At 38.9% G+C, this 18,854-nt stretch carries 20 protein-coding genes; 5 read left to right on the forward strand and 15 right to left on the reverse strand.

Annotation, left to right across the window (positions count from 1 at the left end):
- Positions 1 to 2: 2 nt before the first annotated feature.
- The 4 genes from RT138_RS14915 to brnQ all read left to right on the forward strand — a co-directional run bounded on the left by RT138_RS14915 (position 3) and on the right by brnQ (position 3,292).
- Positions 3 to 590, forward strand: coding sequence for an L-threonylcarbamoyladenylate synthase (locus RT138_RS14915; RefSeq protein ID WP_313191316.1), 588 nt, complete (start codon positions 3 to 5; stop codon positions 588 to 590).
- Complete coding sequence (locus RT138_RS14920) at positions 587 to 1,066, forward strand: DUF4920 domain-containing protein (RefSeq protein WP_313191317.1); 480 nt, start codon at positions 587 to 589, stop codon at positions 1,064 to 1,066. The genes RT138_RS14915 and RT138_RS14920 overlap by 4 nt, the downstream gene beginning before the upstream one ends.
- Positions 1,067 to 1,136: 70 nt before the next feature.
- A complete protein-coding gene (gene folP / locus RT138_RS14925) occupies positions 1,137 to 1,979 on the forward strand; it encodes a dihydropteroate synthase (RefSeq protein WP_313191318.1) in 843 nt (280 codons plus the stop codon).
- Between the two features lie 5 nt (positions 1,980 to 1,984).
- Positions 1,985 to 3,292, forward strand: a complete 1,308-nt coding sequence (gene brnQ, locus RT138_RS14930) for a branched-chain amino acid transport system II carrier protein (RefSeq protein ID WP_313191319.1) — start codon at positions 1,985 to 1,987, stop codon at positions 3,290 to 3,292.
- Positions 3,293 to 3,346: 54 nt separating this feature from the next.
- Here the strand turns inward: brnQ and metG are convergent, their stop codons facing one another.
- Entirely contained in the window at positions 3,347 to 5,413 is a 2,067-nt protein-coding gene (metG, locus tag RT138_RS14935; RefSeq protein ID WP_313191320.1) for a methionine--tRNA ligase, read from the reverse strand.
- 216 nt (positions 5,414 to 5,629) lie between these two features.
- Here metG and RT138_RS14940 point away from each other — a divergent pair, with 216 nt between their 5' ends.
- A complete protein-coding gene (locus tag RT138_RS14940) occupies positions 5,630 to 6,025 on the forward strand; it encodes a DoxX family protein (protein ID WP_185211305.1) in 396 nt (131 codons plus the stop codon).
- Positions 6,026 to 6,097: 72 nt separating this feature from the next.
- Here the strand turns inward: RT138_RS14940 and RT138_RS14945 are convergent, their stop codons facing one another.
- The 14 genes from RT138_RS14945 to nrfD form a co-directional block, all read right to left on the reverse strand.
- The gene (locus tag RT138_RS14945; RefSeq protein ID WP_313191321.1) at positions 6,098 to 6,556 is read right to left on the reverse strand and encodes an ABC transporter ATPase; all 459 of its coding nucleotides are present in this window, start codon (positions 6,554 to 6,556) and stop codon (positions 6,098 to 6,100) included.
- Between the two features lie 11 nt (positions 6,557 to 6,567).
- Positions 6,568 to 7,104: a DUF420 domain-containing protein gene (locus RT138_RS14950; protein ID WP_313191322.1), complete on the reverse strand. Its 537-nt coding sequence runs from the start codon at positions 7,102 to 7,104 to the stop codon at positions 6,568 to 6,570.
- Between the two features lie 8 nt (positions 7,105 to 7,112).
- On the reverse strand, positions 7,113 to 7,739 hold the full coding sequence (locus tag RT138_RS14955) for an SCO family protein (protein WP_313191323.1): 627 nt from the start codon (positions 7,737 to 7,739) through the stop codon (positions 7,113 to 7,115).
- Positions 7,740 to 7,846: 107 nt separating this feature from the next.
- Positions 7,847 to 8,224 carry a cytochrome C oxidase subunit IV family protein gene (locus RT138_RS14960; RefSeq protein WP_185211309.1) on the reverse strand — a complete coding sequence of 126 codons (378 nt, stop codon included), beginning with the start codon at positions 8,222 to 8,224 and terminating at the stop codon, positions 7,847 to 7,849.
- A 33-nt stretch (positions 8,225 to 8,257) separates the two neighbouring features.
- Positions 8,258 to 8,995: a cytochrome c oxidase subunit 3 gene (locus RT138_RS14965; RefSeq protein WP_313191324.1), complete on the reverse strand. Its 738-nt coding sequence runs from the start codon at positions 8,993 to 8,995 to the stop codon at positions 8,258 to 8,260.
- Positions 8,996 to 9,004: 9 nt separating this feature from the next.
- Positions 9,005 to 9,607 carry a cytochrome c oxidase subunit 3 gene (locus RT138_RS14970; RefSeq protein ID WP_313191325.1) on the reverse strand — a complete coding sequence of 201 codons (603 nt, stop codon included), beginning with the start codon at positions 9,605 to 9,607 and terminating at the stop codon, positions 9,005 to 9,007.
- A 3-nt stretch (positions 9,608 to 9,610) separates the two neighbouring features.
- On the reverse strand, positions 9,611 to 10,519 hold the full coding sequence (cyoE, locus tag RT138_RS14975) for a heme o synthase (RefSeq protein WP_313191326.1): 909 nt from the start codon (positions 10,517 to 10,519) through the stop codon (positions 9,611 to 9,613).
- Positions 10,520 to 10,534: 15 nt separating this feature from the next.
- Complete coding sequence (locus RT138_RS14980) at positions 10,535 to 11,593, reverse strand: COX15/CtaA family protein (protein WP_313191327.1); 1,059 nt, start codon at positions 11,591 to 11,593, stop codon at positions 10,535 to 10,537.
- A gap of 48 nt (positions 11,594 to 11,641) precedes the next feature.
- Positions 11,642 to 13,516, reverse strand: a complete 1,875-nt coding sequence (locus tag RT138_RS14985) for a cbb3-type cytochrome c oxidase subunit I (protein ID WP_374670187.1) — start codon at positions 13,514 to 13,516, stop codon at positions 11,642 to 11,644.
- Between the two features lie 25 nt (positions 13,517 to 13,541).
- Positions 13,542 to 14,894, reverse strand: coding sequence for a cytochrome c oxidase subunit II (locus tag RT138_RS14990; protein WP_313191328.1), 1,353 nt, complete (start codon positions 14,892 to 14,894; stop codon positions 13,542 to 13,544).
- A gap of 41 nt (positions 14,895 to 14,935) precedes the next feature.
- Positions 14,936 to 16,171 carry a quinol:cytochrome C oxidoreductase gene (locus RT138_RS14995; protein ID WP_185211312.1) on the reverse strand — a complete coding sequence of 412 codons (1,236 nt, stop codon included), beginning with the start codon at positions 16,169 to 16,171 and terminating at the stop codon, positions 14,936 to 14,938.
- Between the two features lie 20 nt (positions 16,172 to 16,191).
- Complete coding sequence (locus RT138_RS15000; protein ID WP_185211313.1) at positions 16,192 to 16,842, reverse strand: c-type cytochrome; 651 nt, start codon at positions 16,840 to 16,842, stop codon at positions 16,192 to 16,194.
- Entirely contained in the window at positions 16,814 to 17,350 is a 537-nt protein-coding gene (locus tag RT138_RS15005) for a DUF3341 domain-containing protein (RefSeq protein ID WP_185215891.1), read from the reverse strand. Before RT138_RS15005 ends, RT138_RS15000 begins: the two co-directional genes overlap by 29 nt.
- 5 nt (positions 17,351 to 17,355) lie before the next feature.
- Positions 17,356 to 18,837 (reverse strand): NrfD/PsrC family molybdoenzyme membrane anchor subunit, encoded by a 1,482-nt coding sequence (nrfD, locus tag RT138_RS15010; RefSeq protein ID WP_185211315.1) that lies wholly within the window; start codon positions 18,835 to 18,837, stop codon positions 17,356 to 17,358.
- Between the last annotated feature and the right edge of the window lie 17 nt (positions 18,838 to 18,854).

Raw genomic sequence — 18,854 nt, forward strand, 5'->3', positions numbered from 1 at the left:
TGATGCAAAGACCTTATATAGATAAAGAGGATTTGAATCAGGCTTTGGAAACACTGAAGTCTGGGGGATTGATCCTGTATCCTACCGATACCATTTGGGGTATTGGTTGTGATGCGACAAATCAAGAAGCTGTTGAAAAGATATTTGCGTTGAAAGGAAGAGATAAAGGTAAGAGCATGATCATCCTTTTGGGCAATGACAATCAATTACAAAGCTATGTGAGCGAGGTTCCTGAAATTGCTTATGAATTATTGGAAGCAACGGATAAGCCTTTGACCATTATCTATTCCAAAGCAAAGAACTTAGCCACCAATGTCGTAGCAGAGGATGGCAGTATTGGGATCCGTGTTGTGAACCATCCCTTTTGCGAGCAGTTGTTACAAAGGTTCAGAAAACCTATAGTTTCTACCTCGGCAAACATCAGTGGAGAAGCCTCAGCAAGGAATTTTATGGAAGTCTCTGATGAGATTGTAAATGGTGTGGATTATGTTGTTAAATTTGGGCAACAGGATCCTTCAAATGGTACGGCTTCGACGATCATGAAATTGGACCTGAGTGGAAAATTTGAATTTATTAGAAAAAAAATATGAAAAAAATTATCTCTTTACTGATCTGTGCAGTTGCATTCATTGCATTTAGCCATGCACAAACTTCCATTCAACCAGCAAAAGCTGGTGTTAGCTATGGTAAGAAAATAGATAAAAATGGCGCTATCTCTGTCAAACAACTTGAAAAGAACCTAGCTGGAAAGGAATCCTATACAGGGAAAGTTCAAGGCGAGGTTGTTCAGGTATGTACGAAAAAAGGTTGTTTCCTGACGCTGAAAACAGAAGAAGGCAAAGAACCGATCATGGTACGTTTTACAGACTATGCTTATTTTGTTCCTCAAGATATCATTGGCAAGACTGTGGTATTGGAAGGCAAGGCAAAAGTGAAAGAAACCACAGTAGAGTGGCAAAAGCATTATGCTGAGGATATGGGCAAGAGCAAAGAAGAAATTGCTAAAATTAACCAGCCAAGAAAGGATATTTCTTTGGTTGCAGATGGTGTTCTAGTTGTAAAGTAGACACAAAAGACTTATTTTGGGGGCTGCAAATGAGAATTTGCAGCCTTATTTTTTTATTAATCTTACGTAAATGTCAGTTTTTCAGCCTGTTCCTTGTCAGAGCATTCGCCTTGGCAATCAACTCATGACTTTTGAAGTCCCAAGGATCATGGGCATTCTCAATCTGACACCAGATTCATTTTATGATGCGGGCCAGCACCAATCGCTGGACTTAGCCTTGGAGCATACGGAGAGATTAATTGGCGAAGGGGCAGATATCATCGATATCGGTGCTTATTCAAGCCGACCTGGAGCAAAGGAAATAAGTCATCAAGAAGAATTAGATCGCGCTATACCAATTATTGAAGCCATACATAAGCAATTTCCTAAAGCTATTCTATCTATTGACACCTTTCGGGCTGATGTTGCCGAAGCCTGTGTAAAGGCTGGGGTCCATATCATCAATGATATTTCAGGGGGGAGTCTAGATGTGGATATGTTCAATACGGTTGCTAAGCTTCAAGTTCCTTATATTTTGATGCATATGCGCGGAACACCGGCTACCATGCAGCAAATGACAGATTATGATGATGTTGTAAACGATGTAGCGGTAAGTCTGGGGAACAATGTTGCAAAACTCAGGGAATTAGGGGTAAAGGATATCATCCTTGATCCTGGTTATGGTTTTGCCAAGACCATTGAACAGAATTATGAGTTACTGATGCGCATCCAAGAGCTTCATTATTTCGGGTTACCTCTTTTAGGAGGTATTTCCAGAAAATCTATGCTCTACAAAAAAATAAAATCTACCCCGGACCAAGTATTACCTGGAACAATCGCACTTAACACCTTGCTTCTGGAACGTGGTGCCCAAATATTGAGGGTCCATGATGTCAAGGAGGCCAAACAATTAATTGAAATTTTTTATACCTAATCATTTTGAAGAAAACTAGAGACATAATCACGATAGGTTTTGCCTTATTTGCCATGTTCTTCGGAGCTGGAAACTTATTACTCCCCCCTTATATCGGAATACAAATTGGAGACCATGTCTGGATCACCATCTTGGCATTTGGCCTGACCGGAATATTATTGCCTTTTTTCGGAATACTCTCCGTTGTAAATTCTGGGGAATCATTTGAGGATCTTGGTACTAGGATCAACAAATTTCTTTCACCCATCTTAGGAACCGTCATCATGCTCTGTATTGGGCCGCTGATTGCCATTCCCAGGACGGCAGCTACAACCTTTGAAGTTGGAATATTGCCATCATTCCCTAATGCGGATCCCCTTTGGACCTCGATTGCCTTTTTTGCAGTGACTTGGTTATTGACCATTGCGCCATCAAAAGTGGTAGATATTATCGGGAATCTATTGACGCCATTGCTGCTGGTCTTATTGATTAGCTTGATTGCCATGGGTCTATTCTCCCCTATGGGAGATTTCAGTGAATCTTCCTTGGATACGGCGCAGTCCTTTACCTTAGGTTTTGTGGATGGCTACCAAACCTTGGATGTGCTGGCGTCTGTGATCTTTGCCGGGATTATTATTACGGCATCACGCACAAAGGGCTATACGAGCGTGAAATCAAAGAACCAAGTGGTAATCGCAGCTGGTATATTGGCTGCATCCTGCCTCTTCATTATATATGGAGGTTTAATCTATCTTGGTGCAACTTCTGGAATCGAGGATTTGGCGATCAAGAGATCGGAATTGCTGATCCGTATTTCACGTGCCATCATGGGACCATTTGGAACCATTGCCATCGCAGTAAGTATCGCTTTGGCTTGTTTGACGACTGCCATTGCATTGACTTCTGCTGTGGGAACCTTCTTTTCTTCATTGACCAAAGGAAAATTGAGTTATAAGCTTTTGGTGACTGTATGTTGTGTAGCATCTTGTGTGCTTTCTATTACAGGTGTAGATAATATTATTTCCTTTGCTTATCCTATCCTAACTTTTGTGTATCCGATTGTCATCACATTGGTTCTATACACGGTTTTCTTTGGAAGCTTTGTGAAAAACAAAAAGCCTTATGTGGCTGCTTTGATCGGTTCGACCGTTATTGCCTGTTTATCATTGGCCAAACATTTCAACTTATTGAGTGAAAGCATGATTTCAACCCTGAACCATATTCCATTCTTTCAATATGAATTAGGTTGGGTAGTCCCTTCCTTTGTGTTGTTTGTTTTGTTGATCCTGTTTACAGGTACTGGACAGAAAAAAGAAGAAGAAAAAGCGCTATAAATAATAAGGCTGGTCGATGAGACCAGCCTTTTCCTATTTCAATTATGTTAATGATTATCTTACGATACTTCCAGCGGAGATATCTGTATTTGGTCTAACAAAGTCTAGACGGCCATCTGCATCTTCAGCCATCAAGATCATACCCTGAGATTGGATCCCTTTAATTTCTCTTGGTTCAAGATTGACTAAGATGGACACTTGTTTCCCTACGATTTCTTCAGGCGTAAAGTATTCCGCAATACCCGAAACAACCGTACGCTTATCAATGCCTGTATCGATGGTCAATTTCAAAAGCTTTTTAGTTTTAGCGACTTTCTCTGCAGTCAGGATTCTACCAACACGGATATCCATTTTCATGAATTCATCGAAGTTGATATTCGCTTTTTGCTCTGCTTTAGGTGCAGCTAAGGCATTGCTTGCTTTGGCATTGGCTAATTTATTCAATTGGAACTCTACTTGTTCATCGGTAATCTTATCGAACAACAATTGGGTTTCACCTAATTGATGGCCCGATTCCAATAGATCAGATTTTCCTGCTTCATCCCAATTCTGAGCGGCTAAGTTCAGCATTTCAAAGACTTTCGTAGAAGTGAAAGGCAAGAAAGGCTGGCCTAATAAGGCAAGGTTTGCAACAATTTGACTAGCTACGAATAATACGGTTTTCACACGTTCTTCGTCTTGTTTGATTACTTTCCAAGGTTCTTCATCAGCCAAGTATTTATTACCTAAGCGTGCTGCGCTCATAAACTGTGCTAAGGCCTCGCGGAATCTGTATTGGGATAGCGATTGCTTAATCAATCCTGGATAGGTAGCAAGTTCATTTAATACCGCTTGATCAGATTCAGTCAATGGAGAGCCCAATAGTACCTTTCCTTCAAAATATTTATGGGAAAGAACCATCACACGGTTTACGAAGTTACCATAAATGGCAACCAGCTCATTGTTTACACGTGCCTGGAAATCTTTCCAAGTAAATTCAGAATCTGAGGTTTCAGGAAGGATAGAGGTCAGCATATATCTTAATTCATCTTGCTTACCTGGGAATTCCTCTAAGTATTCGTGCAACCATACGGCATGGTTTCTTGAGGTGGAAAGTTTATCCCCTTCTAGGTTCAAGAATTCATTGGCAGGAACATTCTCAGGGAGGATATACTCGCCATGAGCGTGTAAGATTGCTGGGAAAATAATACAGTGGAAGACAATGTTGTCTTTCCCGATGAAATGGATCAATGTTGAATTGTCCTCAGGGTTGGATTGTTGTTTCCAATATTTCTCCCAATCCTTTCCTTCATCGATGGCCCATTGCTTGGTCGCAGAGATATATCCGATTGGAGCATCCAACCAAACATATAATTTCTTCCCTTCAGCTTCATCCAGAGGAACATCTACCCCCCAATCCAAGTCGCGGGTCATAGAACGTGGTTGCAATCCGGATTTCAACCATGATTGGCATTGTCCGAATACATTTGATTTCAATTCATTTTTTTTGCCTTCGATCAACCATTTCTCTAACCAAGGTTGATATTTATCCAAAGGCAAATACCAATGTTTTGTTTCCTTTAATACCGGAGCTTTACCACTAAGGGTCGATTTAGGGTTGATCAGATCTGTCGGATTAAGTGAGGTACCACATTTTTCGCATTGGTCACCATAGGCGCCTTCATTTCCACAGTGCGGACAGGTCCCTACGATATAACGGTCTGCTAAAAACTGATGGTATTCTTCATCATAATATTGTTCAGAATATCGTTCGATAAACTCTCCTTTTTCGTAAAGGTTCAAGAAGAATTCTTGGGACAATTGATGATGAATAGGCTCAGAAGTACGGTGATAGATATTGAAAGAAATACCAAACTGTTCAAAGCTATCTTTGATCTGTTGGTTGTATTTATCGATGATTTCTTGAGGAGTTACGCCCTCCTTCTTGGCTTTAATCGTGATTGCAGCGCCATGCTCGTCCGATCCACAAACATAAACAACGTCTTTGTTGTTTAATCTTAAGAATCGCACGAAAATATCTCCTGGAATATAAGCCCCAGCAAGGTGGCCTATGTGAAGTGGACCATTGGCATACGGCAATGCAGATGTAATGGTATAACGTTGTTTACTGAATATATCCAATTTGATTGCAATTAATGATTAATATCGAGCCATTTTCAGCTCAGAGAACAAAGATAAGGCAATTTGGAGTATTCTGCTATTTCTATGGTGATTTTCATGAAGAATACAAAAAAATAATTCCATAATTCAAAAATTTTATCTTCTTGATCTATGATAATGGAAGCTATTTCTGAAAATATGTATCTTCGCTTCAGTTACAGACACTTATTATTCAATATGAAAAATTCAAGAACAGATTTAGGTCTATTAATAATTCGCATAGGATTCGGATTGACCATGATTGCCTTTCACGGCCTACAGAAGTTAATGGGTGGTCCAGAAAAATGGACTGCAATTGGTAAATCAATGGGAAACTTAGGGATTGACTTTATGCCTACTATTTTTGGATTTACCGCAGGATTAGCAGAGTCCCTAGGATCTCTGTTATTGATATTAGGTTTGTGGACAAGACCAGCAGCCATTATTTTGGCCTTGACCATGTTGGTGGCTACATTGAACCATCTTGCCAAAGGTGATGGTCTGTCTGGAGCATCACACGCGATTGAGTTCATGATCGTCTATATCGCATTCGCCATTATGGGGCCTGGAAAACTTAGCATCGACAAAAAGTAATCGAAATAACAGTTATAAAAACAGAAAGGCTTTGCAGATTGCAAAGCCCTTTATGTTTTTTTCTTGAAATTTCTATTTAAATACAGTGGCATGCCAACTGTTTTTCATTGGGACCTGCCAATTGTTCACTAATTCTTCTTCAGTTTGCACTAAATTGTTGAAGACAATGGTTTCAGCATTTACTTCACCTTCCTTGCACAGCGCTTCAAAAACATCCCTTGAAACCAATTGTATATTGTTTTCACTATCACGGTAGCTGATCAAGGTCCTGTTGAACAGACCAATGTTCAATTCTTCCTCCAGCTCTTTCAGGATCCTGACTGACTTATCAATAGAACATCCAGTGACCTGAGCGATCTCTTCGTCAACGGTCAATACAATAAAGAGGTTATTGATAATTTCTGCCTTGCCTGCTAACTGACTACCGTGCGCAGTCCATTCTTTGATAAAAGAATCTAATTTAGCTTGAGCAATCTCATGCTCGGGCTGGGTAAAAAATCGATCTGCCTGATAAATCCAAACTTTCTTCATATCTCAATCTATTAATGCGTGTAATACGGAGAAATCATGAGATACACAATTACTCCTGTAACTGCAACATAAAGCCACATAGGATAAGTGATGCGTGCTAGCTTCTTATGACGCTCATAGGCACCTGCAATCCCTCTAACAAAAGTAAATAATACGAATGGGATAATGACGATCGATAAAATGATATGTGTCACAAGAATGAAAAAATACACATACCTTATTGCTCCTTCGCCACCATAACTTGTGGATGTGGAAGTCATGTGATAAGCTACATACATCAGCAGAAACAAGGAAGAGAAAACCATGCACAACTTAATCAAGTTTTCGTGCATCTTGACATTTCCTCTTTTGATGGCAGCAACTGCGATTACCAAGCATACTGCTGTCAATCCATTGATGGTAGCATAAATCGGAGGCAGAAAACTTAGGGGTTCCACATCATAGCCCATCTTTTGAAGGTTTATGCCAAATAAGGCAGCAACCGCTAGAGGAATAATTACAGACAGGGTCCAGATTATGCCTTTATACTTCTTTTCTTCTTCAGTCATTCCCATAATTACTTTCTCTCTACTTTTAATGGATTATTTCTAACCTCTTCAACCAATTGTACTTTGATCTCATCTTCTAGGCGATCCAATTCTGATCGAAGACTGATATCATAGAAACCTCTGATTCTTTTCTCAGAATCTATCAAGACAAATTGGTTGCTGATAATAAATTTTGTGCTATCCGCTGGTACTGGCATGGCTTCAATGAGCATTGCAGTTCTTGCAAATTCAAAGATATCTACACTTGGTTTATTTACGACAAACCAAAGTGGATTTTTGTCTTTCTTGTAAGGCGCAATAAACTTTTCTAGATCTGCTGACGAATCATTCGGATCAACTGATATAGAATAAAGTTCAACCTTCGGATTCGATTTGAATCTAACTGCAATGGTACTCATATCATGAACCAATTGCTTAGAAAGACCTTGATCTCTGGTATAGAATAAATGAACTACTGAAACGGCTGTGTCAGTACCAAGGAATTTAACCGGTTTATTGTCATAATTCATAAACTCAACCGGACTTAATTGGTGGAATACGGTGTCAGGGATTTCTCTTCCCATCACACGGCGCATTTCACCAGAAAGCTTTTTCTCTCCAAAAACTGGCAGCTTAATGTACTCGTTGGAGCCCATTTTATTAACCAGTATATATAAAAAACCTGGCACAAATAGAACAAGTGCCAGGATTATTAATTTTGATATATTTTTTGAACGAGTAGTTTTACTCATTACTTATATGCTTATTGATGTGGGAAAGTAGGTTGATGAGTCATTACAGTGTGTAAATAACCACCTTCAACCAACATTAATATAATGAAATAGATAATAAAGAAAAATACTACTGCACAAGTTACGATAAAGCTAGATTTCTCGAACTTCAAGTGCATGAAGAATGCTACGATATAATAAGCTTTTACCAATGTCAATACAATATAGATTGTATTCACTAGCATTCCTTTTTGTATGATTCCCCAGTGGTGTACAAAACCTAAAGCGATTAAGAATTCTAATGCTGTTAAAGCTAATAGAACAAAGAATACACTCCAGATACGTTTTTTATCCATTCCTTCGCCATGCGCATGCGCATCGTGTTCTGATATATTTTCGTGATTAGTCATGTTCAATGAATTTTAAAATAATTCTTACAAAAATTATACTAGGTAGAAGAAGGTAAATACGAATACCCAAACTAAATCCACAAAGTGCCAGTATAAACCTACTTTTTCAATCATTAGGTAAGTTCCTCTTCTTTCAAACGTATTGTTTAAGGTCATGCTCAACACAATAATGTTCAACAATATACCGATTGATACGTGGAATCCGTGGAAACCTGTAATGGTAAAGAATAGATTAGAGAACTGCAAGGCAGCTGTGTAAGAAATGTCCTTAGTAAAATAAGGTTGGAGTGCCTTCACAATGGCATCATCATCCGTCAATCCAGTTGCTGGATTTTGACCGAACCAGAAGCCCATGTGATGTAAGTGGCTCCACTCTAAAGCCTGACAGCCTATGAACATTAGACCACCTAAAATAGTCCATAACATCCATTTGACAACCTCTTGCTTTGAATTTCGATGTCCTGCTTCTACGGCAAGTACCATAGTAACGGAAGACATGATCAAAATAAAAGTCATGATACCCACGAAAACCAAAGGTTGACCTGAATCTGCGATACCCGGAATAGATTGGAATACCTTATCCGCATCAACCCAGGTAGGTTGCGCAAATTTTTGAGCACCATAATAAATCAAGAATGCAGAGAATGTAAATGCATCTGATACTAGGAAAAACCACATCATGATCTTTCCATACTCTAAGTTCCAAGGTGATTTACCTCCGCTCCAAGGTCCTTGTTTTACCTTATCCAATTGCGATACTGTTGTACTCATTGTTTACTGTTATTGATTCAAAAGTAAGAAAACATAAATATAAATCCATAATAGACCTAGAAAATGCCAAAATATAGAGGCAAGTTCCATCCGGAAGATATTGTTATCAAGGGCAATTTTGCGCATTGCTCCAATATAACATCTAACCAACACCAATATTCCGGCTATGATGTGGGCCAAGTGTAAGCCTGTAAATACGTATATGAACGACTGCGAAGCATTAGAGTTCACAAAGGTAATCCCTCTATGAAACAATACAGACCAAGCTTCGACTTGTAACCAAAAGAAAACTACCCCTAATACAATAGTAATCAATAAGTAGGTCTTTTGTTTTGATATTTGATTAGCTTTTACCGCTTTGTAAGCTAAGTGCATGCTAATACTACTTAATACAATTACTGTGGTACTATAGATGAATGCATATGGTAAGATAGTTTTGATACCCTTATCTACACCACTCGCAGTATATACTATAAATCCACTTGTCAAAGCAGCAAACATCATGAACATACCAATCATTCCAAGCCAAAGATTAAACTTCTTAGCTTTTCTTGATTTTAATAGTTCTTCATTCATCAACTCTTGCTTATCCATCGATAATTGTAAATCCATTTTTTATTTAAAAGGTATAAAATCAAACAACAACACTAATTGAGTTAAGGGCAAATAAGCAAAAGAAGTAAACATAATCTTTTTCGCTGTACTGACCTCCATCTTGTGTAGATGTTGATAACCATACCAGGTGAAAAGTAATCCTCCTATTAAGGAAAGAATGGTGAAAACCCATCCGCCGATTCCAAAATACATCGGAAGAAAACCAATTGGAATCATTAGCAGACATGAAACAAAAATGAACCATGCTGATAATTTATCCTTTCTCGTCGTAGGCAGCAACCTGAACCCTGCTCTTTTGTAATCGTCATCAGATACCCAAGCAATCGCCCAGAAATGGGGGAATTGCCAGAAGAACTGAATGGTAAACAATACTAAAGGCGTAATTACGATTGCCTGTTCACTAACTTCGGCATAAGCTAATCCGAATCCTGCAGATTCAAATGCAGCGTAATAACCGATAAGTGGTGGCAATGCTCCTGGAATCGCTCCTACCCACACTGCTATTGGTGATTTTTGTTTTAATGGGGTATAGACAAAGGCATACAGGAAAATTGAAAACACAGATAATAAACCTGCAATAAAATTCAATTCTACTAAGATCAATGTCCCAGCTATTCCCATGAACACGCTTAAAATCAAAGCCTGTCCTGTGGTCATCCTTCCTGCAGGTAATGGTCTATCCTCGGTACGCTTCATCAATTTATCCAGATCTCTTTCGATGATCTCGTTAAATCCATTAGCAGCACCTGTTACCAAAAAACCTCCAATAGTCAACAACGCCCAATTAAACCAGATGATATCACCTTGCTGTGTTGCTCCAATCAAAAATGAAATGGAGGCAGAGAACACAACTGTTAGCGTAAGCCTCAGCTTGACAAGTTTGTTAAAATCTGAAATAAATTCCTTCATAACCAAAATAAATCCCTAAACCGTTGTTGATAATGCTTTCTCTGGTTTGTTTAGGATCAACAATAAATAATATTGTGAACCAACCAATAAACTTGCAATTACCAAATGCACTGTTTGTGCCACTGCGGGAACATGAAACCTAGCCAATATTATCCCTGACAACATTTGGATACAAACTAATACCAATGAAATCTTCGCATACTTGAATTGAACTGTATTGATCAATTCTGAAGACTTAATCTTGAAGTATAAAAACACACTCAAGGCTAAGGTGACATATGCTAAGAGTCTATGCGTTACATAAGGTAACCCAATAGAATCAATCCATTCGCTACGTTGTACTCCTTGTTGATTAAGATGGTCGATTATCTCCCGAACATCAGTACCAAATACTACTTGAATAACTAAAATTGCCAGTGAGATCAATGTGATCCATGTGAACCCTTTATTGGTATTCTTCAAGAAAGAGTTGTCTCGCAATTTAATCGCCCAATAATACGTCTGTATAGCAATACAAACAATTATTAAAGCCAACAACATGTGAATGGTAATGACCCAAGGGGTAAGATTTGTTGAAACAACAATCGACCCTAACCAGGCTTGTATAACAACGACAATAAGATTAAGAACGCTCCATATGACTATGGCTTTTTTCTTTTTCCAATAAGTAAAAGAATATATTGCTGTAAACAGCATACTGAAACCGGCTAAAACTCCAGTCAGACGATTTATATATTCAGTCCAAGTTTTTACAGCATTGAATTCTTCATGCTCATGGATTGTTTCATCGTGACGAATTTGATCTGCTAAGTGCGAATATCCAAACGCTTCGATCATTTTGGCAAAGCGTTCATTCTTCTTGATGCGACCTTCTACATAATGCTGCTCAAAACCTTCAGGCAATTGAGAAGCATCTGTTGGAGGGATAATCCTGTTAAAACATTTTGGCCAATCCGGGCAGCCCATTCCTGAACCTGTACTCCGAACGACTCCTCCTGCTGTTATTACTAAGAAAAGAACGATAATCGTGATCTTATTTATCCGTATAAAACGCTTTTCAGCTGCTGGATACATAGATCTCTCCTTTTACATTAAAAAGTATAAAGAGAGGTAGGTATGAACCTACCCTTCTTCTTCTCTGTTATGCTCACGATTGTAAACCTTTTGAGCTTCAATACCCTCTTCATTTCCTTCCCAGTCATGCAATAAGTTTGAGCTCATTGTTTGTGACAGTGGAGTACTTTGAGGAATGAAATCTGCATCATGTCCAGGTTTACTGTAATCATAAGGCCAACGGTATACTGTTGGGATTTCTCCTGGCCAGTTTCCGTGAATATGTTCTACTGGAGTAGTCCACTCCAATGTATTTGCATCCCAAGGGTTTTGCGGAGCACGTTTTCCACACCAGATGGATCCGAAGAAGTTCCACAAGAAAGCAACTTGTCCAACAGCTGAAACGATAGCCGCCCAAGTGATCAACAAGTTAACTGAAACCCATTTTTCCATAAATGGAAACTCAGTGAAAGCATAGTAACGACGAGGAACTCCATCAATACCCATAAAGTGCATTGGGAAGAATACCAAGTAAGCACCAATGAATGTCAACCAGAAGTGGAAGTAACCCAAACGCTCGTCCATCATACGTCCGAACATTTTAGGATACCAATGGTAAACTCCTGACAACATACCAAAGATAGATGCTGAACCCATTACCAAGTGGAAGTGAGCAACTACAAAGTAAGTATCATGTAAGTTGATGTCTAATGCAGCATTACCTAAATACAATCCTGTTAAACCTCCAGATACGAAGAAAGAAACCATACCAATTGCAAACATCATAGCCGGAGTGAAACGGATGTTACCTCTCCATAGGGTTGCAATATAGTTAAAGGCCTTAACGGCTGAAGGAACAGCAATGATCAACGTGGTAATCATAAATACACCTCCCAAGAATGGACTCATACCTGTTACGAACATGTGGTGACCCCAAACGATGAAAGATAATACAGTAATACCAACTAATGAATAAACCATCGCATGGTAACCAAAGATTGGTTTACGAGAGTTTGTAGAAATTACCTCAGATGTTAAACCTAATGCAGGCATTACTACGATATATACCTCAGGGTGTCCTAAGAACCAGAACAAGTGTTGGAACAAAATTGGAGAACCACCTTCGTTTGGAAGGATTGTACCTTGAACAACTAAATCTGACAAATAGAAGGAAGTACCTACTGAACGGTCAAAGAATAATAAAACTACTGCAGAAACTAAAACTGGGAAAGATAACAAACCAACGATAGCTGTTAAGAAGAATGCCCAAATCGTAAGAGGCATTTTCCATAATTCCATACCTTTAGTACGCATGTTCAATACTGTAGAGATATAGTTAACACCTCCTAATACCTGTGATGCAATAAATAAAGCCATGGAAATTAACCATAGGGTCATACCTAATCCAGAACCTGCGATAGCTTTTGGAACCGCTGATAGTGGAGGATAAATTGTCCATCCAGCAGATGCGGGACCACTTTCGATAAAGAAAGAAGCGACCATGATCACACAAGCTGTAAAGAAAAACCAGTATGATAACATGTTCATCAATGGAGAAGCCATATCTCTGGCACCCAATTGATAAGGGATTAATAAGTTACTGAACGTACCTGATAGACCTGCTGTTAATACAAAGAATACCATCATGGTACCGTGAATAGTTACCAATGACAGGAAGAAGTCCGGTCTAATTCGACCACCTTCAGCCCATTTTCCCAAGAAAACCTCAAGAATTGGAAACTCATGATCAGGCCATGCTAATTGAATACGGAATAAAATCGACAGGATCATAGCGAAAACCGCCATTATGATACCAGTGATCAAGAACTGCTTAGCAATCATCTTATGATCTTGACTGAAGATATACTTCGTCAAAAACGTCTCATGATGGTGATCATGTGATCCGTGATGAGCTGCGTCGTGCGATATAACTGTAGTTGACATATTCTATTTAAATTCTCTGTTATATTTAATTTATTGAAGCCGCGATACGGTCGTTCTTCTCAGTGTTCTCTCCCTCTGTTTGAGCAAACTCTTTTTGAAGGTCTTCTGTGAAGAATTTAGCTTGTTTGCTTAACCACTCTTTGTACTCAACTTCGGTAACCACTCTTACATTCTTTTGCATGTTGTAGTGAGATTCACCACAGATCTTCGCACATAACATAACGAAGTTGTATTGCGGGTCATTCATCTTATCACGCATCTCATCAGTAGTGATGGTTGGTGTAAACTGGAAGTAGTTGGTCATTCCTGGTACTGCGTTGATTTGAACACGGAAATCAGGAATATAAAATGAGTGGATAATATCTTTTGACATAATGTGGAAACGCACTGGTTTGTTAACCGGGATTACAATTTCATCACCTTTAACATCATCCCATGCTGTTTTATCATTATAGTCGATACCGTAAGAGTTCAAAGGAGTTGTCAATTTGTAATTACGTTTTCCAAATTCACCATCAGCTCCTGGATAACGAACTGTCCACATAAACTGCTCACCTAAAACTTCAATCTGTAAAGCTGATTTTTTTAGATCTTCTGGAATATTGGTGATTGATCTCCAAGTAAAGAAACCGAACAATACCAAGATAGTTAATACTACCGCTGGAACAATGGTCCATAATCTTTCAATAGCATCATTATGTGGATAGAAATATGCTTTGCGTTTTGCGCGCATTCTATAGATAAAAGTAAAGGTCAATAATAAAATATGAACCAATACTAATACGATAGTAATGATAACTGTAGTGATGATGAACATTCTATCAATATCCTTACCATGCTCGGTCGCCGCAGGTCTCCATGACCAGCTTCCCCAAACTGCATATCCGTAATACACAAATCCTAAAAATCCAACCAAGAAAACAAATAATAAAACTGCTTGTAGTGTATTATTTGCCAAAGGATTGTATTTTCCATTTACTTTCTTAGTCAATACGTAGATCGACTGTACCTTTCCGATAACTGCAACCACAGTACATAAAACCAAGAAAAGTAAAATATAGTAAGTCAAGTTTTTGTAAACCTGAGGATCAATTTTCTTCTCTTCTTTAGTTGTTGAAGCAGCCGGAGTTACTGTGCTGCTTGAAGTACTAGATGCTGAAACGCTAGCTGAGTCTGTTGCAGCAGGAGCCGCAGCAGCACTATCAGCTGGTGCAGCAGCCGAATCTGCAGTTACTGCAGGTGTTGCCGCTTGCTCAACCTTCGCTGTATCAGCTGCTTGTTCCTGAATGGTAGCCATTGCAGGAGCAGCAAACAATAGGTTAATAGCTAATAAGCCTCCAAATAAGGACTTAAATCTGTTATGTAATTTAAACTTCATCTCTTATAACACGTTTGAACGTTATTTCAACTTAATCTCTATTAAATTTGGTGGTGTAAACTTTCATCCAAGAACGGGTGGTTCTTCGGTACCAAAGCATGTTTGCTCAATTTCGAAAGAACTAAGAAAGTAAAGATTCCAACAAATCCTATTGCAGTACCGATTTCAATGAAACCAAAACCACGGTGTGCATCAACTGTACCAGGCATTACCATGATATAGTAGTCTAACCAGTGACCTAACAACAAGACGATAGAAACAAACAACATCATGTTTTGCTTACGTTTTGCGTCACGGTCTACCAATAGTAATAATGGAGCCACAAAGTTAATAACAATATTTATCCAAAACCATGGCTTATATTCTGGTTCCCAACGTTTATAGAAATAAACAGTTTCTTCTGGAATGTTTGAATAGTAGATCAACATAAATTGAGCAAACCATACATAAGTCCAGAAAATCGAGAAACCAAACATTAATTTACCTAAGTCATGTAAGTGGTTTTCATTTACCCAGTTCATATAACCAGCTTTCTTAACCAAGATTAAGATAACCGTAATAGCAGCTAATCCGCTAACCCACATTGCTGCAAAGTTGTACCAACCGAACATAGTAGAGAACCAGTGTGCCTCCAAGGACATAATGGTATCAAATGACCAGATTGGAGTAGTAAATCCGAAGATTACCAAAAATATTGCGGATAATTTAAAGCTCTTTTTATATGAATTTAAGCCACCTGCTAAATCTTCGTTGTAAGATAATTTTGCAAGGATAAAGGCAAAAATGCTATAACTACCCATGAAAATAATCTGACGGATCAAGAATCCTGGTACATTTAAGAAAGCAGACTTTCCAGCAACTAAACTGTCATAGTTAGGGCTGTTTGGATCAGTCAATCCATCTGCATGCCAGTGGTGGTATAAATTATGTGTATTCAATCCTAACGCTACGATGATTAATAGAATCACGGAAGCAATTGGAAGGATACTAGCCATTGCCTGAGGAATACGGATTAAACCTGCAGACCATGCTGATTGAGTTACTAATTGTAAGGCAACGAAAAAAGCTCCTGCTGCACAAACACAAGTAAAATAATATCCCATCAATAATAAATTGGCATATGTACGCTCAACCATTATATGGTCACTTGATAGTAAGCCAATTGCAATTGCGGCTATCCCTACAACGATTGCAACTAAACTCAGGACCTTGGCGATACCTGCGAATTTAAATTGCTCGCTGAAATTATAATCGTGATGATGATTGTGAGTTCCCATTTATAATATTCGATGTTAAATTATTTTTTTTGCAATTCGTGAACATACATTACCACTTTCCAACGCTCCTCTGGAGATAGTTGCGAAGCGTGTGAACCCATCGCATTATATCCATAAGTAATTGTATGGTAAATCTTTCCATCTGTCAATTCAGACATTTGACCTCCTCTTGAAGATGGAGTTCCAGCTGATTTATGGTATGATGGTGGCGGAGGGAAATTCTCTAGAGCTCTTTTGCCTCTAGAATCCTCAACTTCTCTATCTTTTGTAATAGCACCATCACCTGCTCCATCTTTACCATGACAAACTGCACAGTACGTCAAGTATAAAGCCTCTCCTTCTTTTAAGTGAGCTGGATTGACAACTAAAGGGTTCTTTAATTCCAATCCCGCACGCTCATATTCTTCAACAGAGTTTCCATAGTCAAAACGATCAAATCCGATAGGATTAGAGCCTTGAGGTGGAGTTTGAGCTGTACTATTATTCTTAAAATTCTTATTTGGCTGATCCGGATTAAAAGCAATTGGATCATACATATTACGTGAGAATTCCCATCCTGCACTGCGAGTGGTGCCATCTCCGCATGAAGAAACAACTGCTGCTAAAGCGACAGCAACACATACAGTTCCAAGAAAATTCCTTTTATTCATAACTAACATATTTTCTTTCATTGTACTTAACTTCTACTGCTCCTGCTTCTTTCAACAAGCCATCGATCAACGCATGGTCAGTATTTTCATTTGCATCTACTGCAATAATAAAACGATCATCCGTAGCTCTCAAGTCCATCACACGTGGTGCACGGCCTGGAAATAAATGGTTACGGAAAAAGAATGTTGCAACCATACCCAAGGCACATAATAAAATTGTCACCTCAAATGTTACTGGAACAAAGTTTGGCAATGGCATTGATGGTTTTCCACCAATATTCATAGGCCAGTCATAGGACATGGTGTAAAACAAAAGACTAAATCCTAAAACTGTTCCCAATGCTCCGAAAATAAAAGCCGCAATGGGTAATCTGGAAGGTCTTACACCCAACTTCGCCTCAATCCCGTGGATTGGCATCGGTGTAAAACAGTCGTAAATGCTAATATTGTTTGCTTGCAACTTGTCAATCCCATGCATCATTTCATCAGGATCAGCAAAACTACCTAGTATATATTTTGTATTGCTCATTGCTATTATTTTTGATGTAATGCCTTAATGTCCGCTTCTGTAACTGTATCGTATTTATCCAATGAATCTCTGAAGTATTCAACTTGCTCCTCAGGGAATGCACCTTCTTGAACAAGTTTAGTTTTATGCTGTAAGCTTGAGCTTTTCAACAACAACTTAACCTCTGCAATCGCAATACCTGGTAAGAAACGAAGGAATAATAAGAATAAAGTAAAGAACAATCCGATAGATCCTACGAAGATACCTACATCAACCCAAGTTGGGTAGAACATTGCCCATGATGATGGTAAGTAGTCACGGTGTAATGATGTTACGATAATTACGAAACGCTCAAACCACATACCGATGTTCACAACGATAGACAAAATCCAAGAAATAGGAATACTTGTACGAATTTTCTTGAACCAGAATAACTGAGGAGAAATTACGTTACATGTCATCATCGCCCAGTAAGCCCAAGCATATGGTCCAGCAATACGGTTAGCAAATGCATACATCTCGTATTCAGAACCTGAGTACCATGCAATGAATAACTCAGTTAAATAGGCGATACCTACGATTGAACCAGTAGTCATGATAATCTTGTTCATGGCTTCGATATGGAACATAGTAATGTAATCCTCAAAATTCATTACTTTACGTAAGATCAACAATAGGGTCTGTACCATCGCGAAGCCTGAGAAAATCGCCCCTGCAACGAAATATGGAGGGAAGATTGTCGTATGCCATCCAGGAATTACCGATGTAGCAAAGTCCATGGATACAATAGTGTGTACAGAAAGTACTAATGGTGTGGAAATACCAGCTAAGATCAAGGAAACAATTTCAAAACGTTGCCAAGTTTTTACTGATCCATTCCATCCAAATGATAAAATAGAATAAACTCTTTTCTTAATACCAGAAGCACGGTCACGAACCGATGCGATATCCGGTAATAGACCACAGTACCAGAATACTAATGATACAGTGAAATAGGTAGAGATCGCAAATGCGTCCCATACCAATGGGGAGTTAAAGTTAACCCATAGGGATCCAAATTGATTTGGTAATGGGAAAATCCAGTAAGCCAACCAAGGACGTCCCATGTGAGCTACTACATAAGTAGCAGCACAGATTACGGCAAAGATTGTCATCGCCTCAGCCGATCTGTTAATGGAGTTACGCCAGTTCTGACGGAATATTAATAATACAGCGGAGATCAAGGTACCGGCGTGACCAATACCTACCCACCATACGAAGTCGGTAATATCCCATGCCCAACCTACTGTTTTGTTTAATCCCCAAGCGCCGATACCCGTCCAGAACGTATATCCAACACTTACAACCCATAACATTGCGCCTAATGCAGCTACGGTAAAACCGATCCACCACGCTTTGTTTGGTTTATTTTCAACCGGAAGTAAGATATCATCTGTAATCTTTGCATAGGTGATATCCTTGCCGGTGATTAATGGTTCTCTTAATATTGATTCGTTATGCGATGACATAGTTATTTTATTTCAGT

The sequence above is a fragment of the Sphingobacterium sp. genome (assembly GCF_032065005.1).
In the GTDB taxonomy this organism is placed as follows: Bacteria; Bacteroidota; Bacteroidia; order Sphingobacteriales; family Sphingobacteriaceae; genus Sphingobacterium.

Excerpts from the sequence above, each read along its gene's own strand:
- RT138_RS14915 (WP_313191316.1), top strand. The coding sequence starts at position 3 with ATGCAAAGACCTTATATAGATAAAGAGGATTTGAATCAGGCTTTGGAA.
- RT138_RS14920 (WP_313191317.1), top strand. The coding sequence starts at position 587 with ATGAAAAAAATTATCTCTTTACTGATCTGTGCAGTTGCATTCATTGCA.
- folP (WP_313191318.1), top strand. The coding sequence starts at position 1,137 with ATGTCAGTTTTTCAGCCTGTTCCTTGTCAGAGCATTCGCCTTGGCAAT.
- RT138_RS14940 (WP_185211305.1), top strand. The coding sequence starts at position 5,630 with ATGAAAAATTCAAGAACAGATTTAGGTCTATTAATAATTCGCATAGGA.
- RT138_RS14945 (WP_313191321.1), bottom strand. The coding sequence starts at position 6,556 with ATGAAGAAAGTTTGGATTTATCAGGCAGATCGATTTTTTACCCAGCCC.
- RT138_RS14950 (WP_313191322.1), bottom strand. The coding sequence starts at position 7,104 with ATGACTGAAGAAGAAAAGAAGTATAAAGGCATAATCTGGACCCTGTCT.
- RT138_RS14955 (WP_313191323.1), bottom strand. The coding sequence starts at position 7,739 with ATGGGCTCCAACGAGTACATTAAGCTGCCAGTTTTTGGAGAGAAAAAG.
- RT138_RS14960 (WP_185211309.1), bottom strand. The coding sequence starts at position 8,224 with ATGACTAATCACGAAAATATATCAGAACACGATGCGCATGCGCATGGC.
- RT138_RS14965 (WP_313191324.1), bottom strand. The coding sequence starts at position 8,995 with ATGAGTACAACAGTATCGCAATTGGATAAGGTAAAACAAGGACCTTGG.
- RT138_RS14970 (WP_313191325.1), bottom strand. The coding sequence starts at position 9,607 with ATGGATTTACAATTATCGATGGATAAGCAAGAGTTGATGAATGAAGAA.
- cyoE (WP_313191326.1), bottom strand. The coding sequence starts at position 10,519 with ATGAAGGAATTTATTTCAGATTTTAACAAACTTGTCAAGCTGAGGCTT.
- RT138_RS14980 (WP_313191327.1), bottom strand. The coding sequence starts at position 11,593 with ATGTATCCAGCAGCTGAAAAGCGTTTTATACGGATAAATAAGATCACG.
- RT138_RS14985 (WP_374670187.1), bottom strand. The coding sequence starts at position 13,516 with ATGTCAACTACAGTTATATCGCACGACGCAGCTCATCACGGATCACAT.
- RT138_RS14990 (WP_313191328.1), bottom strand. The coding sequence starts at position 14,894 with ATGAAGTTTAAATTACATAACAGATTTAAGTCCTTATTTGGAGGCTTA.
- RT138_RS14995 (WP_185211312.1), bottom strand. The coding sequence starts at position 16,171 with ATGGGAACTCACAATCATCATCACGATTATAATTTCAGCGAGCAATTT.
- RT138_RS15000 (WP_185211313.1), bottom strand. The coding sequence starts at position 16,842 with ATGAAAGAAAATATGTTAGTTATGAATAAAAGGAATTTTCTTGGAACT.
- RT138_RS15005 (WP_185215891.1), bottom strand. The coding sequence starts at position 17,350 with ATGAGCAATACAAAATATATACTAGGTAGTTTTGCTGATCCTGATGAA.
- nrfD (WP_185211315.1), bottom strand. The coding sequence starts at position 18,837 with ATGTCATCGCATAACGAATCAATATTAAGAGAACCATTAATCACCGGC.